This is a genomic window from Hymenobacter guriensis (genome assembly GCF_015773195.1).
Classification (GTDB): domain Bacteria; phylum Bacteroidota; class Bacteroidia; order Cytophagales; family Hymenobacteraceae; genus Hymenobacter; species Hymenobacter guriensis.
Genome location: NZ_JADWYK010000006.1, coordinates 129178 through 145190, shown reverse-complemented (window position 1 = coordinate 145190; position 16013 = coordinate 129178). Strand labels below are relative to the sequence as shown.

The 16013-nt window shown below is 60.0% G+C and carries 13 protein-coding genes; 7 read left to right on the top strand and 6 right to left on the bottom strand.

Features of this window, described 5'->3' with window-relative positions; genetic code table 11:
- The first annotated feature begins 151 nt into the window (after window positions 1-151).
- The 7 genes from aspS (at window position 152) to I5L79_RS11725 (ending at window position 8631) form a co-directional block, all read left to right on the top strand.
- Window positions 152-1915, top strand: a complete 1764-nt coding sequence (gene aspS, locus I5L79_RS11755; protein ID WP_196955251.1) for an aspartate--tRNA ligase — start codon at window positions 152-154, stop codon at window positions 1913-1915.
- A gap of 75 nt (window positions 1916-1990) precedes the next feature.
- A complete protein-coding gene (locus tag I5L79_RS11750) occupies window positions 1991-2377 on the top strand; it encodes a hypothetical protein (RefSeq protein WP_196955250.1) in 387 nt (128 codons plus the stop codon).
- Between the two features lie 314 nt (window positions 2378-2691).
- Window positions 2692-2946, top strand: a complete 255-nt coding sequence (locus I5L79_RS11745; RefSeq protein WP_149070783.1) for an autorepressor SdpR family transcription factor — start codon at window positions 2692-2694, stop codon at window positions 2944-2946.
- A gap of 21 nt (window positions 2947-2967) precedes the next feature.
- A complete protein-coding gene (locus I5L79_RS11740; protein WP_196955249.1) occupies window positions 2968-3621 on the top strand; it encodes an SdpI family protein in 654 nt (217 codons plus the stop codon).
- 80 nt (window positions 3622-3701) lie between these two features.
- A complete protein-coding gene (locus I5L79_RS11735) occupies window positions 3702-6779 on the top strand; it encodes a sensor histidine kinase (protein ID WP_196955248.1) in 3078 nt (1025 codons plus the stop codon).
- 92 nt (window positions 6780-6871) lie between these two features.
- A complete protein-coding gene (locus I5L79_RS11730; protein WP_196955247.1) occupies window positions 6872-7528 on the top strand; it encodes a response regulator in 657 nt (218 codons plus the stop codon).
- A gap of 308 nt (window positions 7529-7836) precedes the next feature.
- On the top strand, window positions 7837-8631 hold the full coding sequence (locus I5L79_RS11725) for a 3'-5' exonuclease (RefSeq protein WP_196955246.1): 795 nt from the start codon (window positions 7837-7839) through the stop codon (window positions 8629-8631).
- Window positions 8632-8640: 9 nt separating this feature from the next.
- Here I5L79_RS11725 and I5L79_RS11720 read toward each other — a convergent pair whose 3' ends face one another.
- The 6 genes from I5L79_RS11720 to nuoK form a co-directional block, all read right to left on the bottom strand.
- The gene (locus I5L79_RS11720) at window positions 8641-9828 is read right to left on the bottom strand and encodes a serine hydrolase domain-containing protein (protein WP_196955245.1); all 1188 of its coding nucleotides are present in this window, start codon (window positions 9826-9828) and stop codon (window positions 8641-8643) included.
- 364 nt (window positions 9829-10192) lie between these two features.
- Window positions 10193-11611: an NADH-quinone oxidoreductase subunit N gene (locus I5L79_RS11715; protein WP_196955244.1), complete on the bottom strand. Its 1419-nt coding sequence runs from the start codon at window positions 11609-11611 to the stop codon at window positions 10193-10195.
- A 39-nt stretch (window positions 11612-11650) separates the two neighbouring features.
- Entirely contained in the window at window positions 11651-13120 is a 1470-nt protein-coding gene (locus I5L79_RS11710; RefSeq protein WP_196955243.1) for a complex I subunit 4 family protein, read from the bottom strand.
- 62 nt (window positions 13121-13182) lie between these two features.
- Window positions 13183-13395 (bottom strand): superinfection immunity protein, encoded by a 213-nt coding sequence (locus I5L79_RS23770; protein WP_394368801.1) that lies wholly within the window; start codon window positions 13393-13395, stop codon window positions 13183-13185.
- A 75-nt stretch (window positions 13396-13470) separates the two neighbouring features.
- Entirely contained in the window at window positions 13471-15426 is a 1956-nt protein-coding gene (nuoL, locus tag I5L79_RS11700; protein WP_196955241.1) for an NADH-quinone oxidoreductase subunit L, read from the bottom strand.
- A gap of 87 nt (window positions 15427-15513) precedes the next feature.
- Window positions 15514-15846 carry an NADH-quinone oxidoreductase subunit NuoK gene (nuoK, locus tag I5L79_RS11695; RefSeq protein ID WP_196955240.1) on the bottom strand — a complete coding sequence of 111 codons (333 nt, stop codon included), beginning with the start codon at window positions 15844-15846 and terminating at the stop codon, window positions 15514-15516.
- Between the last annotated feature and the right edge of the window lie 167 nt (window positions 15847-16013).

Below are 16013 nucleotides of genomic sequence, written 5' to 3'. Positions count from 1 at the left end.
TTTTCAACCAACGCCGCCGCCAGCCCGCCCAACGGCACGCGGGCCAGCTGTAAATTCAACTTGGAGCGGCTAGGGCGTGTGGCGGGCCCGGCCCGGTCTTCTATCTTTGCGCCCGGCCCGCCGGCTTCCTTTCATTGAATTCCTTTCGTTTATGCTCCGTACGCACACCTGCGGCGAACTTCGCCCCGAACATGTTGGTTTAACCGTCACGCTTTGCGGCTGGGTGCAGCGCACCCGCGACAAGGGCGGCATCAGCTGGGTGGACTTGCGCGACCGGTACGGCCTCACCCAGCTCACCCTGGAAGAAGGTGTAGAAGCTGAGGAGATGCGCGCCGCCGCCCGCGAGCTGGGCCGCGAGTTTGTGGTGCAGGTAACCGGCAAAGTAGCCGAGCGCTACTCCAAAAACGACAAGATGCCCACTGGCGGCATCGAAATCCGGGTAGAAAAGCTGGAGGTGCTCAACCCCGCCAAGCTGCCACCCTTCCTCATTGAAGACGAAACCGACGGTGGCGACGACCTGCGGATGAAGTACCGCTACCTCGACCTGCGCCGCTCGCCCGTGCGCCAGAACCTGATGCTGCGCCACCGCGTGGCCCAGGCCACTCGCCGCTTCCTCGACGGTCAGCAGTTTATTGAGGTAGAAACGCCTGTGCTCATCAAAAGCACGCCCGAAGGAGCCCGCGACTTTGTGGTGCCCTCCCGCATGAACCCCGGCGAGTTCTACGCCCTGCCCCAGAGCCCCCAGACATTCAAGCAGTTGCTGATGGTATCGGGCTTCGACCGGTATTTCCAGATTGTGAAGTGCTTCCGCGACGAAGACCTGCGCGCCGACCGCCAGCCCGAGTTCACGCAGATTGACTGCGAAATGGCCTTCGTGGAGCAGGAAGACATCCTGAACACCTTCGAGGCGCTGGTGCAGTACCTGTTCAAGGAGGTGAAAGGCCTGGAAATCGGCCAGCTGCCCCGCATGACCTACGCCGATGCCATGCGCTACTACGGCAACGACAAGCCTGACACGCGCTTCGAAATGAAGTTTGTGGAGCTGAATGACGTGGTGAAAGGCCAGGGCTTCCCGGTGTTCGACAACGCCGGCCTGGTGGTAGGCATCAACGCGCACAACTCGGCCATGTACACCCGCAAGCAGCTCGACGAGTTGACGGAGTTTGTGAAGCGCCCCCAGATTGGCGCCACCGGCTTGGTGTACGCCCGCGTGGAGCAGGATGGCTCGGTGAAGTCGTCGGTAGACAAGTTCTACTCCCAGGAGGCGCTGCAGCAGTGGAAAGCCGCCTTCAATGCCCAACCCGGCGACCTGCTGCTGATCTTGGCCGGGGAGCCTACTAAAACCCGCAAGGCCCTGAGCGAGCTGCGACTGGAAATGGGCCAGCGCATGGGACTGCGCGACAAAAACACCTTCTCGGCGCTGTGGGTGGTTGACTTCCCCCTACTAGAGTTCATTGAGGAGGAAGGCCGCTACTTCGCCATGCACCACCCCTTCACTTCGCCCAAGCCCGAGGACATTGCCCTGCTTGACTCGCCCGACACGATAGGGGAGGTGCGCGCCAATGCTTATGACATGGTAATTAACGGCGTGGAAGTGGGCGGCGGCTCCATCCGCATTCACGACCGCGCGGTGCAGGCCCGCATGTTCGAGCTGCTCGGCTTCTCGGCCGAGGAAGCGCAGGCCCAGTTTGGCTTCCTGCTCGACGCCTTCGAATACGGTGCCCCGCCCCACGGCGGCATTGCCTTCGGCTTCGACCGGCTCTGCTCGCTCTTCGGCGGTGCCGATTCTATCCGCGACTTCATTGCCTTCCCCAAAAACAACTCCGGCCGCGACGTCATGATTGACTCGCCCTCGCCCATTTCCGAGGCTCAACTCAAGGAGCTGAGCATTGCCACGGCAGTGGTTGGGAAGTAGACAATCAAAGATTTATTGCAGCACGAAACGGCATCCTTGGTGGTGCCGTTTCGTGTTTCTATTATCTTCTCTTTTATGAATAAGGAATTAGAAGTTGCCTTTATCAACAAGTGCGTTGTGAAAGAAAAACGCCAACGCTATATAGGCTTTATTGAGAAGCCGACGCGTCGGCGTGATTTTCTGGAGATGCTGTACCACTGTCAAGATATTGATAAGAGTAAATACAGGAGATTAGATGCATTTTATGAGCGAACTATTCTACAACAGGTAGCAAAGCTGCCAGAAATCTCTAATTGCTACATCATATCAGTTAATAAGAAGCTGGATGGGCAAGAAATGTCGACATCCGAGGCATTGAAGAAATTGGAACCATATACTGAAGGCATTGTGCTGATATTCGGTAACTGTGAGGTAGTTTATTATCAAGGTGAGCCGCCACACAATGAGTGGTTGAGCATTTGAAAAGCTAATACCATTGCTTCTGATACAATGTTGCTATGCCTTTACGCCTCGACCTTTCTGTCTTCAAAGTCGGCTCCCATGAGTAGGATGTACAGTATAATGCCCGGCAGCAGCCCGCAACAATGGGGTAACGTTTAGGCGTCGCAGCTTATCTGGATAGCGTAGCCTTTGGTTATAATCTGAACAACCCACCCCAACTGGACCGCACTTCCTTTTCGGCTCGGTCTCACGCACTGCCTAAGGAATAATTTTTTAGTCAACTCTCTTGCTCATGTGAAATGTATTTAGACATTTGCCTAAATAACTAACCGCTCTTGAACGCCCTCTTCAAAGCCCTCAACGACCCTACCCGCCGCGCCATCCTGGAGATGCTGCGCGAGCGGCCCTGCACGGCCGGGGAAATTGCCGATGCCTTCCAGTTCTCCAAGCCCACCATCAGCCACCACCTCGATTTGCTGCGCCAGGCCGACCTGGTCGCCAGCGAAAAGCAGGGCCAGTTTGTGCTTTATACCCTCAACATGACGGTGATGGACGAGCTGCTGGGCTGGCTGCTGCAATTCAAATCCTAACCTTTCGCTAGCTCCAATCTTATGAAAACGCCTTTCTCGCTCTGGTCCCTGCTTTCCCTTATTGCCTTGGTACTGCCCACTGCCTACTTGGTGTATTGCTGGGATGCGTTGCCGGCCCAGATTCCCACCCACTTCGATGCTAATGGGCAGGCCAACGGCTTCACGGCTAAAGAAAGCATGTGGTGGCTCTGCCTGGCTCTGCCGTTGGGCATGTACGCACTGCTGCATTTTCTGCCCCGCTTCGACCCAAAAAAGCAGTTGAGCGGCACCAGCGTAAACTACCAGAAGCTACAGTTTCTGCTGGTGGCTATGCTAAGCGGGGTGAGCCTGTACAGCCTGTACGTGGCGCAGCACGCTGGCACGCCGCCCGGCAGCGGCTTGGCCGTAATACTCGGCTTATTTTTCGCCCTGCTGGGCAATTACCTGACCACCGTGCCGCAAAATTACTTTGTGGGCATCCGCACGCCGTGGGCGTTGGAGTCGACCATTATCTGGGCCCGGACGCACCGGCTGGGCGGCTACCTGTTCTTCGGGGTAGGGCTACTGAGTGCGGGGCTGGCTTTCTGGTCGGCGCCGGTGGCTACTACGGTGCTGGTGGCGGGCGTGCTGGGGACGGTGGTAGCCACCTATGTCTACTCATACTACCTGTACCGGCAGATGCTGAACGCTGCTTAAGCGGGCTATGGCAGCCCCCGCCGATTTTGCTAGCTTTGGCGGGGCTGCACCGGCACTGGTGGCTGGGCGCCCGTGCCTGCATGAAGCCTTGTACCCTGTTCTTCTTACTGCTGCTGTTTCTGGGGCGCCTAGCCGCGGCCCAGCCGGCCCTGCCGCTCACGTTCCGCACGCTCACCACCGAGCAGGGCTTATCGGAAAACAGCGTGTACTGCATGGCCCAGGACCCGCGCGGCTTTCTGTGGCTGGGCACCCAGGACGGCCTCAACCGCTACGATGGGGCCGGCTTCCGGGTTCTGCGCAACGACCCCCAGTTGGAAGGCAGCCTGAGCAGCAACTTTATTCTTTCGATGGCTGTGGACAAGCGCGGCCAGCTGTGGGTAGGTACCGGCGGCGGCGGCCTCAACCGCTACGACCCCGTCACCGGCCGTTTTCAGGTGTTCAAGCACGAAGACGGACAGGCCGGCTCCCTCGCCGACAACTTTGTGCGGTCCGTTTTCTGCGACCGAAGCGGGACACTATGGGTAGGCACGGAGGGCGGGCTGCACCGCTTCAACCCGCAAACCGGGCAGTTCCGACTTTATCAGCACCCCCCGGAAACCTCTCCTAACGTGCGGCAGAACTCCGTGCGTGCCATTGCCCAGGATGCCCAGGGGCGTATCTGGGTGGGCACCGGGGCCGGCCAGCTCAGCTACCTCGATACGGCCAGCGAACGGCTGGCTGCCCGCCCGAACTGGCAAACGCCTTCCGCCATTACTGCCTTGTGCATCAGCCAGACGGGCGGCGTGTGGGTGGGCACGGAAGTACATGGGCTACGCTTCGTATCATTGACCGGAGCCCGGGAGGAGCTGGTCTTCCGCCACGAGCCGGGCCGGACCGGCAGCCTGCGTAGCGACGCTGTGCGCAGCATTCTGGAAGATGCCCAGGGCCGCCTCTGGGTTGGTACCGATGAGGGTCTGCACCAGCTGGACCGCGTGACGAATACGTTTGCGCCCTACCAGGCTCAGTTGGGCCGCCCGCACCTGCTGCCCGAAAACACGGTGCAGGCCTTGTTTCAGGACCGTAGCGGCCTTATCTGGGTGGGTACCGAGGGCGGGGTAGCCTCGTTTATGCCGCGCCCGGCCACCTTCACGACCGTCCCCGTTACCGCCCAGCCTGACCCCGTATGGGCCGTTTGCGAAGACAAGCAAGGCCGTTTGTGGGCCGGAACCCAGGAAAACGGCGTGGTGTGCTACGATGCTGCTGCCGGCCAGCGCCACAGCTACCGCTACGACCCGGCCCGGCCCGCCAGCCTCAGCGAAAACTTCATCCGGGCCCTGTGCTTTGATAAGGAAGGCCGGCTTTGGGTAGGCACGCAGCGCAGCGGCCTCGACTGCCTCGACCCCGCTACCGGCCAGGTACGTCACTTTCGCCACGACCCGGCCCAGCCCGGCAGCCTGAGTGATAATGCTGTGCGTGCTATTCTGCTCGACCCCTCCGGCCAGCTTTGGGTGAGCACCGAAAACGGCCTAAACCTCTTCGACCCCGCCACCGGCCGCAGCACCATCTACCGCGACAAGCCCCTGACGCCCAAAGCCAGCTTTGGCACCAACTACATCCGCATGAGCTACCGTGACCGACAGGGTCGCCTGTGGGTGGGCACGGGTGGGGGCGGCCTATGTTTACTGGACCCACGCACCGGCCTGTGCCGACCCTACCGCAACGTGCCCGGCCAGCCTCGCACCCTCAGCAGCAACTTTGTGCGCGGCATCGTGCAGGACCGGGCCGGCACGCTCTGGATTGGCACCGAAGGTGGGGGCCTGAGCCGCCTCGACGACGCCGAGAAAGGTTTGTTCACCACGTTCCGGGAGCCCCAGGGCCTGCCCAACGACGTGGTGTACGCTCTATTGCCCGACCGTGAAGGCAATCTGTGGCTTTCCACCAACAAGGGTATTGCCCACTTTTCGCCCACTACGCTGCAGGTGCGCACCTACGACATGCGCGACGGGCTGGCCCAAGACGAGTTCAATGCCGGCTCGCAGTGGGCCGGCTCCGATGGACGACTGTACTTCGGGGGCATCAGCGGGCTGATTTCGTTTCGGCCGGGCGCGGTTCCCGTAAACCAGACGGCGCCGCCCGTGGTGCTTACTGGCTTCCGCAAGTTCAACCAGCCCGTGCGCCTCGATACCTCCATCACCGAGCGGCGCACTCTGCGGCTGGGCCCGCGAGAAAACTTCTTTTCCATCGAATTTGCCGCCCTGAACTTTCAGCTGCCTTCCAAAAACAGCTTTATGTACCGGTTGCGGGGGTTCGACGACGACTGGATTGAAGCCGGGGCCCGCCACGAAGCCACCTATACCAATCTCGACCCCGGCACCTACCTGTTCCAGGTGCGCGCCGCCAACAACGACGGCGTCTGGAACCAGCAGGGCGCCTCACTCCGCATTGTAGTAACGCCGCCGTGGTACCAGACGTGGTGGTTTCGGGTGCTGGCCGCCTGGCTGCTGGTGGGGCTGCTGTTTCTGGCCTACCGGGTGCGGGTGCGTCAGCTCTTGGCCCTGGAACGGGTGCGCCACAACATTGCCCGCGACCTGCACGACGACATGGGCTCCACGCTCAGCAGCATCGGTATTCTGAGCACCCTGGCCCGCAACCACCAGCACCAGAACCGCCCCGAGCAGGCTACCCAATTGCTCGACCAGATAAGTGAAAGCTCGCGCCGCATGCTTGACTCCATGGACGACATCGTGTGGGCCATCAACCCCGCGCACGACTCGATGGAAGCTGTCCTGTCGCGGATGCGCATTTTCGCTTCGGATGTGCTGGAGGCCCGGGGTATCGATTTTGCCTTCACGGTTGCACCTGAGGTGCAGGGCCTGCGGCTGGAAATGCGTGCCCGCCGGGAGTTTTTCCTGCTCTATAAAGAGGCCGTAAACAATCTGGCCAAGTACGCCCAGTGCGAGGAGGCCCGCATTCACCTCGACTACCAGTACAACCGCCTTACCCTCACGGTGGAAGACAACGGTGTAGGCTTCGACCCCAAGGACCCGGCCAAGGGCGGCGGCAACGGCCTCACCAACATGCGCACCCGCGCCGCCGCCCTCCGCGGCCAGCTCGACATCATTACGGCCCCAGGCAAGGGTACCAAGCTGGAGCTGAGCGTGCCGCTGAAAGCGGCGTAGTTTTCCTTGTAAGTCACATCATTGTGTGAGTGTGGGCAGGCCAGCTACCTGGTATCTTTACTGACCGTCTAGCCTTGCTCTGTGCCACCGTTATGGAAAAAAACACCCGCGTCCTCATCTACGAAGACAACACCGATTTACGCGCCAGCCTCAGTCAGCTGCTAGCCGGCACACCCGGCCTGGAGCTGGCCGGCGCCCTTGGCAACTGCACCCAAACCGAAACCGACATCAGCCGCCTGCGCCCCGACGTGGTGCTGATGGACATCGATATGCCCGGCATGACGGGTATCGAGGGCCTGCGCCGCATCAAAAGTGTGTCGCCGGGCGTGAGCGTGGTGATGCTGACCGTGTTTGAAGACAACGACCGGGTGTTCGATGCCATCTGTGCCGGGGCCGACGGCTACCTGCTCAAGAAAACGCCGCCCGTAAAGCTGCTCGATGCCATCAGCGAGGTGCGGGCCGGCGGCGCCCCTATGACGCCCGCCATTGCCCGCCAGGTGCTCAAGCTGTTTCCGCGCACCCCGCCCAAAGCCGCGGCTCCGCCCGAAGACTCGCCGGCCAACCTGAGCGCCCGCGAGCAGGAGGTACTCAACCTGCTGGTAGAAGGCTATAGCTACAAGATGATTGCTGCCGACCGGGGTATTTCCCTCGATACCGTCCGCTCCCACATCAAGAAAATCTACGAAAAGCTGCACGTGCGCTCCATGACGGAGGCCGTGAGCAAAGCCCTGCGCCAGGGCCTTACCTAAATTTCACATCTATATGTGATTGTGCACGCCCGCGGGTTCCTGCACCTTTGTACAGTCAGTGGCCCCGGCAGATCCGGGTCGTAGCGGAGAAAGTCCGGGGCCGCTGATGTAATGCCGGAAAAGTTAAGTACCACCAATACCAGCCGGAATTTTAGGAGCTGGTTTTGAGTTTACTGATCTGAAAACACTAACCCTGTGAAAACAAACGCCCGCCGGCCGGCCCTCGTGGTTGGTCGGCGGTTTTATTTGGGGCCGTGCCCTGGGAAAGCCTATATTCGGTATCCGAATTCAGTTAGTGGCGCCCGGCTATGCAGATTTTGCACAAAGTTTCCCTTGATCAGCTGTTCGTCCTCGACATCGAAACTGTGCCCTGCGTGGGCTGCCACGACGAGCTGAATGACATGCTGCGCCTGCTCTGGGAGCATAAGTGCCATGCCCTGCGCCGCGAGAAAGGCTGGCAGTCCAGCGCTGCCGACGTGGAGCCCCTGCCCGACCACCTGCACGCTACCAGCCTATTTGAGCAGGCCGGCATCTACGCCGAGTTTGGCAAAGTGGTGTGCATTTCCGTCGGCTGCTTTTTCTTCGACAAGCAGGAGGAGCGGTGGCGCTTCCGGGTGAAAAGCTTTGCCGACCACGACGAAAAAGCTATGTTGCGCGAGTTTGCCGCCCTGCTGGCCCGAAAGCCTAGCTACCTGCTCTGCGCCCACAACGGCAAGGAGTTCGACTTCCCTTACCTGGGCCGCCGCCTACTCATCAACGGGCTGCAGCTGCCGCCTCAGCTCGATGTAGCCGGCAAGAAGCCCTGGGAAATCAACCACCTCGATACCATGGAGCTCTGGAAGTTCGGCGACCGGAAATCCTACACGTCCCTGGCGTTGCTCGCCGCCATGTTCGGCATTCCCACGCCCAAGGACGACATTACGGGTGCCGACGTGGCCCGCGTGTACTACACTGACAACGACCTGCCGCGCATCGTCCATTACTGCCAGAAGGACATCATCACCACGGCCCGCCTGCTCCAGAAGTTCCGGGGCGAAGAGCCTTTCTCCGATGAAGCCGTGATGTACGCCGATGAGCTGAGCGCCGTGATGCGCCGGGCCTGAGGCACCGGGTTACTTGGCAGCGGGCAGGGTATCCAGCAGCTGCCAGATGGCGCCGAACTGCTTCGTCAGGGCTTCGTTTTCGTCCAGCGCCACATTGGTGATGAATACTTTGCCGATGCCGGTTTGCGGGTTGTAGAACATAAACGACGAAGCACCCGGGTCGCTGCCGGTGTGCCCGATTTGGCCGTTGCGGCGGATAGCCCAGAAAATGCCGGAATTGGGCTCTTTCGGGTGGAGGTTGCGTGGGGGAGCGGCAGCCGCAAACTGCGGCCCCAGCATCGTCTGAAACGAGGCGTGGGTTAGCAGTAGTGAAGGCTGACCGGCCGCGCCCCGTAATATTTCGGCGAGGTAGAGGCCCAAGTCGTGGGGCGTCGTGAGCAGGCCGCCGTCGGGGTAGGTGAGCAGGGAGTAGGGGCAGAGGGGTTGGCCGCCGGGCTTGTAGTTGAGGGCGTACCGGTTGGCGCGGCGCGGCTCGTACAGCCAGCCGGAGTCGTGCATTTTCAGCGGCTCGAAAATGTAGCGCCGCGTATACTCGGCAAAGCTCAGGCCCGACTTCAGCTCAATCAGGTAAGCCGCCAGCGCGGCGCCGATGTTGCTGTAGTGATACGCGGTGCCCGGCGCATCGGGGCTGAAGTTGGCGGGGCGAAACGTGCGGCCCTTCGGGCTCAGGTAGTCGCGCAGAAAGGCGGCCAGCTGCCATTGGGCCAGGGCGTGCCGCTCCGCCGAGTCGAGGGCCGCCGTGGCCGCCGTCCGCGGCACGTAGGCTTTCCGGTAGGCCGCTTCGCGGTCGATAATGCCCGAGGTGTGCGTGGCCAGCTGCCGGATGGTAATGGGCTGGGCGGGCGCCCGGGGGTGGTGCACGGCAAAAGGCAGCACCTCGTTAATGGGCGTATCGAGCGTAAACAGCCCCTGCTCCACGGCTTTCAGCAACGCCACCCCAATAAAGGTTTTGCTGACCGAGCCCACGTTCTGAATAGTGCCGGCTGAGTAAGGCTGGCGGGTTTGCCGGTTGGCGTACCCGAAGCTGTGCTCATACAAAATGCCGGTGCTATTCACTACCGCTACCCCAAACCCCGGCAGCCCGGAGGCCGAAGCCAGACGACTTAGCTGGGTGGTGAGCGAGTCGGGGCTGGGCGCCTGAGCAGTACCTAGCAATGGGACCCCCAGCAGCAGGACCAAGGCAGGAAAGCATTTCATAGCCGGAGACAAGAGAAGCGCAAAATCAGCCGCAAGTATAGGCCGATTCCCCCGAAAGCCGCGCCCCAGCCCCTTCTGTACCTCGGCGCGGGCCTTCTAGATGTGTCCATCCCCCTCCGGCACTTGGCCGCGAGCGTCTTACACCTGAGCGCGAGCGTCCGAGACGTCAGCCTGAGTGTCCTACACGTCAGCGCGAGCATTTAAAGGGGTTCCGGCAGCGTATGAAGCCCCGCCAGATGCGTATGAAACGTCAGCGCGAGTTATTATTGGCCCTGCGGTGGGCCTGGGATGAGTAACGAAAAAGGCCCCTTCCGAATGAAAGAGGCCTTTTCCAGGAAAAGAAATTCGGGAGTCCGGCGCGGGCCTAGAGCATACCGGCTACCAGGCCGGGCAGCACGCCCAGCACCACCGTGAGCAACGCCAGCAGCAGTAGCGTGGCCGACTGAAACGGGCCTACCGGTACCGGAGTGGCCGTGGTTTCGTCTTCGGCCGGGCGCATGTACATGGCAATGATGGGGCGCAGGTAATAGTAGATGCTCACCATCGACATCACCACCGCGAAGACAACCAGTCCGATGTAGCCATTCTCCACGGCTGCCGAGAAGATGAAGAACTTGCCGAAGAAGCCGCCCGTGAGCGGAATGCCAGCCAGACTCAGCATGGAAACCGTGAGGGCGAAGGCCAGCAGCGGGTTGGTTTTGGCCAGGCCGTTCAGCCCGTCGTAGTCCTCGCGCATGCGGGCATCGGCCACCAGCTTGAGTACCCCGAAGGCCGATACTGTGGCCACCGAATAAGCCAGAGAATAGAACATGATGCCGTTGGCCGAGGCTCCGTACAGCTGCCCGTTGAAAGCTACCAGCGCAATGAGCAGGTAGCCGGCGTGCGAAATGCTGGAGTAAGCCAGCATGCGCTTGACACTGGTTTGGGTCACGGCGCCCACGTTGCCGATGAGCAGGGTGAGTACGCACATGGCCGTGAGCGTGGGCAGCCAGACGCCCTGGGCATTGGCGGCCGGGAAAGCCTGCACCAGCAGTTTCAGGAAGGCCGCGAAGCCGGCGGTTTTCACCACCGTACTCATGAAGGCCGCGAAGAACGTGGGCGTGCCCTCGTACACGTCGGGCGTCCAGAAGTGGAAGGGCGCCGCCGATACTTTAAAGCCAATACCCACCAGCATAATCAGCATACCGATGTAGAGCATGGGCGTTAGCGACTCGAAGCCGGGGGCCGGGTTCTGCACCGCCGCGCTGATCTGGCTCAGCTCGAACGTGCCCGTAGCCCCGTAGATCAGCGCCACGCCAAAAAGCAGCACCCCGGTGAAGAAGGAGCCCATCAGAAAGTACTTCAGGGCGGCCTCGTTGGAGCGCAGGTTGCGCTTGTCGGAGCCGGCCAGCACGTACATGGCCACGCTCAGGATTTCAATGCCCAGAAACAGCATGAGCAGGTGGTTGTAGCTCACCAGCATGATGGCGCCCACGAGCGAAAACAGCAGCAGGGAGTAGTACTCGGCCAGGTTCGGCTCGCCGTCGCGCACGTACTTCTGCGAGAAAGGCAATAGGAGCAGCGCCGTAACGACCACAATACCCGTGAAGGCCACCGAGAAGTTGTCGACCACCAGCATCCCGCTGAAGAACGACAGCGGGCCGGTGTTCCAGTCGAGGTAGTTTACCCCGAGGGCCACCAGCAGAATGAGCATGGCCACGGGCAGCAGCAACCGGTTGGAGCGCAGAAAGCCCAAAAACAGGTTGGCCAGGCCCAGAACGGAAAGTACAATGATGGAATTCATATTCGTCTCGATGTAGAGCGAAGCAGCAAGGCGCTACGCTTAGCGGTTTACTACTTCGTTCAGGATGCCGAGCACGCTGCCTTCCGACAGGTGCAGGAACGTGTTCGGGAACAAGCCAATCCAGAACACCAGCACGATGAGCGGTACCAGCAAAGCCAGCTCGGCGCCGGTGAGGTCGGTGAAGCTTTCGGTGAACGAGGAATCGGGGCCGAGCATCACGCGCTGGAACATGCGCAGCAAGTATACCGCACCCAGAATAATGGTGACGCCGGCAACAGCGCCCATCCAGGCGTTGAACTGGTATACGCCGGCCAGCAGCAGGAACTCACCCACGAAGCCGTTGGTGAGCGGTAGGGCCACCGTGCCCAGCAGCAGCACCAGAAAGCACACCGTGAGCACGGGCGCTTTGCGGGTGAGGCCGCCCAGGTCGGCGATGTTGCGGGTGCCAGTGCGGCGCTCAATGGCGTCGGCAATGAAGAACATGCCCACCACGTTCACGCCGTGGGCCAGCATCTGAATGGCGGCGCCCTGCATCCCCATCTGGGTAAGGGAAAACACGCCGGCAATCATCAGCCCCACGTGGGAAAGGGAAGAGTAAGCAATGAGCCGCTTCACATCCTGCTGCCGGATGGCAATGATGGCCCCGTAGATGATGCCGATAATAGCCAGGATCAACACTAGGTTTTGCCAGTAGTCGGTCCCCAGCGGTACTACCGGAATCAGCCAGCGCATACAGCCGTAGATGCCCATTTTCAGCATGATGCCCGAGAGCAACATGGTGGCCGGAGCGGGGGCTTCGGTGTAGGTATCGGGCTGCCAGGTGTGGAAGGGGAAGATGGGCATCTTCACGGCAAAGGCCGCGAAAATCAGCCAGAACACCCACAACTGGGTGTCAACCGGCAGGTTCAGGTTGTAGAACGAGGTCAGGGCTGAGTTGTGCGCCGAGAGACCATCGGCTGAGGGACCAGTCTGGAAGTAGAGGTACACGAAACCGGCCAGCATGAACAGCGAGCCGATGATGGTGTACAAAAAGAACTTGAACGTGACGCGGGCCCGGGTTACGCCGCCCCACACGCCGGCCAGGAAGTAAATCGGAATCAGGGCCACTTCCCACATGAAGTAAAACAGGAAAGCATCCTGAGCGGTAAATACGCCAATCAGGCCGGTTTGCATGAACAGCACCAGCGCGTAGAACACCGACTCATTTTCGAAGTTGCGGCGGAAGGCGCTCAGCAGAATGATGGGTACCAGCACGGCCGTCAAGAGTACCAGCAACAAGCTCAGCCCGTCCATGCCCACCGCGAAGCGGATGCCGGCCGAGGGAATCCAGTTCAGGTCGTAGGCGAACTGACCAGCGTTGTTGGTGTTGAAGGTGAAGGCAGCATAAGCGGCCAGCGCAAGTTCAACCAGGGCTGCGCCCAGCGCCGGAACCCGGGCCGCACGGCCTTTGAAGAAGTGCAGCAGCAGGGCGGCCGCCACGGGCCAGAGTAGAAGAAGGACGGTGAGCATTAGCTAATCAGGTTGTTCAAGTTGCGCTCAAATTTTCCAAAGGAAACTTGCAAAGGGAAAATCTAGCTGACGTTTGGGGCTTGATATCTTTTTAAAGCTAAATACAGAGCTAAAATCCATCCTATTAGAGTCCAGCCAAAAAAGACATTGATAATAAATACATGTGGTAAAAAACGGCTAGAGCACTTAGATGCTATGATGTAAGGCGTGATGTAGCAATAGATTTCCGCAATAACTATTAGTACTGCTAAGATGAATAAGGGAATACCGGTCACTCCAAGGTTATGGAGGTATTTCACTGGGTATGCTATTATTTCACCTAAAATCTGCTTCACGGAAAACTCGATAGGTTAAAACTTCCCGAAGTTCAATGCCAGCACCAGCACGATGCCCACCACCATCAGGATGAGGTAGGTTTCCACGGAGCCGGTTTGCACGTAGCGCAGGAGCTGGCCCCCGCCCATGGTCAGGCGGCCGAAGCCGTTCACGATGGGGTCGATGATACCGTTTTCCACGTAGCGGAACAGGCCGCGCGAAAGCCACATGATGGGGCGCACGATCAGGGCGTTGTACAGCTCGTCGATGTAGTACTTGTGGTAGATCAGGTTTTCGAGGAAGCCGCGCTGCTGGCCGTCCTCCACCGGGCGCACCCCACGGCTCACGTACTGCACGTAGGCCAGGATAATGCCCAGCACGCCCGCACCCACTGAGAGGCCGATGAGCATGAGCTCCGTAGCGTGGTCGGCGTGTACTGCGAAAGCAGCCGGGTTGATCTTCTGCGAGTAGGTGAACAGCGGCGCGAGGAAGTTGGCGAGATAGGCCTTGTCTTCGCCCAGGAAGAAGGGCGCGTTCATAAAGCCGCCCACGGCCGCCAGAACGGCCAGCACGATGAGCGGCAGCGTCATGGAGGCCGGCGACTCGTGCAGGTGGTGCTTCTGCTCCTCGGTGCCCCGGAACTCGCCGAAGAAGGTGAGGAACAGCAGGCGGAACATGTAGAAGGCCGTCAGGAAGGCGGTGAACAAGCCTACCGCGTACAGCACCTTGCTGTGCTCGAAGGCGTGCAGCAGGATTTCGTCTTTGGAGAAGAAGCCCGAGAAGGGCGGGATACCGGCAATGGCCAGGCAGCCTATGAAGAAGGTGATGAACGTAATGGGCAGGGCTTTGCGCAGGCCGCCCATGCGGCGCATGTCCTGCTCGTTGCTCATGGCGTGAATCACGGAGCCCGCGCCCAAAAACATCAGCGCCTTGAAGAAGGCGTGCGTAAGGACGTGGAACAGGGAGGTGCTGTACCCCATCACGCCCAAAGCTAGAAACATGTAGCCCAGCTGCGAAACGGTGGAGTAGGCCAGCACCTTCTTGATGTCGTTCTGAGCCAGGCCGATGGTGGCCGCAAACAGCGCTGTAGCCGCGCCGATGATGGCAATAACTTCAAGCGTATCGGGAGCCAGCGTGAAGAGCACGTTGGCGCGCAGAATCATGTAGATACCGGCCGTTACCATGGTGGCGGCGTGAATCAGGGCCGAAACCGGGGTGGGGCCGGCCATAGCGTCGGGCAGCCAGGTGTAGAGCGGCAGCTGCGCCGATTTACCGGTAGCGCCCACAAACAGTAGCAGCGTAATAACCGTGACGATGCTCACGGTATAAGGCCCGAACTGATTCAGGGCCGCTTTCTGGAAAACCTCCCCAAACTGCACCGAGCCGAAGGTGAGGTAAATCAGGAAGATGCCGAGCAGGAAGCCCAGGTCGCCGACGCGGTTGATGATGAAGGCTTTCTTGGCGGCGTTGTTGTAGCTGGTGTTCTTGTTCCAGAAGCCGATGAGCAGGTAGGAGCACAGCCCCACGCCTTCCCAGCCGATGAACAGAATCACGAAGTTGGCGCCCAGCACCAGCACCAGCATGCTGAACACGAACAAATTCAGGAAGCTGAAGAACTTGCCTACGTTCTCGTCGTGGTGCATGTAGCCGATGCTGTAGACGTGAATCAGGAAGCCCACGCCCGTCACGAGCAGCAGCATAATCAAACTGAGCTGGTCGATCTGGTAGGAGAAGGGAATCTGCAGGGAGCCAACCGAAATCCAGTCGAACAGCGTGACGGTGTACTGGTACTGGAAGTTCAGGAACAGAAACACCGAAATGGCGAACGAGCCCAGCACGGCCAAACTGCTGATGGCCCCGGCCATCGTGCCCGAGAGCCGGCGGTTGAGCAGCCCGTTGATGAGAAAGCCCAGGAACGGCAGCAGCGGAATAAGCACGTACAGTATCGTGGGGTACGGTGCGCCGGCAGCAGGTAGTACAGTTTCTTGCATAAGTCAGGGACTTGGGGGCTTAGGGGCTTGGGGACTTGGACTGGTCAATGCCAAGTCCCCAAGCCCCCAGGTCCCTAAGTCCCTCGCCTAGAATTTGAGTCGATTCAACAGATTTACGGCGGTGTGCTGAACGTTGCGGTAGATCATCACGATGATGGCTAGGCCCACGGCTACTTCGGCGGCGGCCACGGCCATGATGAAGAACACGAAGACCTGCCCGTTGGGGTCGGCGCGGTAGGCCGAAAAGGCCGTCAGCAGCACGTTCACGGCGTTGAGCATCAGCTCCACGCACATAAAGATGATGATGGCGTTGCGCCGCGTGAGTACGCCCAGCACCCCGATGGAAAACAGGGCAGCGGCGAAGAAAACGTAGTACTGAAGAGGAACCGTTTGGATAACCTGCGGTATGTTCTGGTCCATGCGGTAGGGCTGACGGCGAAGTAATGCCCTGTCAGAGCAAATACGACAGGGCAATTAGCTGGCAAAAGTAGCCCGAAAATCGGAAAACACTACCCTTAAAATAACAGACCAGCCTAGCGCAGCTGGCAAGATGGCAATAGCTGATGGGCCGCAAGGCCGATACTCAT

Excerpts from the sequence above, each read along its gene's own strand:
- nuoK (WP_196955240.1), bottom strand. The coding sequence starts at position 15,846 with ATGGACCAGAACATACCGCAGGTTATCCAAACGGTTCCTCTTCAGTAC.
- nuoL (WP_196955241.1), bottom strand. The coding sequence starts at position 15,426 with ATGCAAGAAACTGTACTACCTGCTGCCGGCGCACCGTACCCCACGATA.
- I5L79_RS11720 (WP_196955245.1), bottom strand. The coding sequence starts at position 9,828 with ATGAAATGCTTTCCTGCCTTGGTCCTGCTGCTGGGGGTCCCATTGCTA.
- I5L79_RS11750 (WP_196955250.1), top strand. The coding sequence starts at position 1,991 with ATGAATAAGGAATTAGAAGTTGCCTTTATCAACAAGTGCGTTGTGAAA.
- aspS (WP_196955251.1), top strand. The coding sequence starts at position 152 with ATGCTCCGTACGCACACCTGCGGCGAACTTCGCCCCGAACATGTTGGT.
- I5L79_RS11725 (WP_196955246.1), top strand. The coding sequence starts at position 7,837 with ATGCAGATTTTGCACAAAGTTTCCCTTGATCAGCTGTTCGTCCTCGAC.
- I5L79_RS11730 (WP_196955247.1), top strand. The coding sequence starts at position 6,872 with ATGGAAAAAAACACCCGCGTCCTCATCTACGAAGACAACACCGATTTA.
- I5L79_RS11735 (WP_196955248.1), top strand. The coding sequence starts at position 3,702 with ATGAAGCCTTGTACCCTGTTCTTCTTACTGCTGCTGTTTCTGGGGCGC.
- I5L79_RS11715 (WP_196955244.1), bottom strand. The coding sequence starts at position 11,611 with ATGAATTCCATCATTGTACTTTCCGTTCTGGGCCTGGCCAACCTGTTT.
- I5L79_RS11740 (WP_196955249.1), top strand. The coding sequence starts at position 2,968 with ATGAAAACGCCTTTCTCGCTCTGGTCCCTGCTTTCCCTTATTGCCTTG.
- I5L79_RS11710 (WP_196955243.1), bottom strand. The coding sequence starts at position 13,120 with ATGCTCACCGTCCTTCTTCTACTCTGGCCCGTGGCGGCCGCCCTGCTG.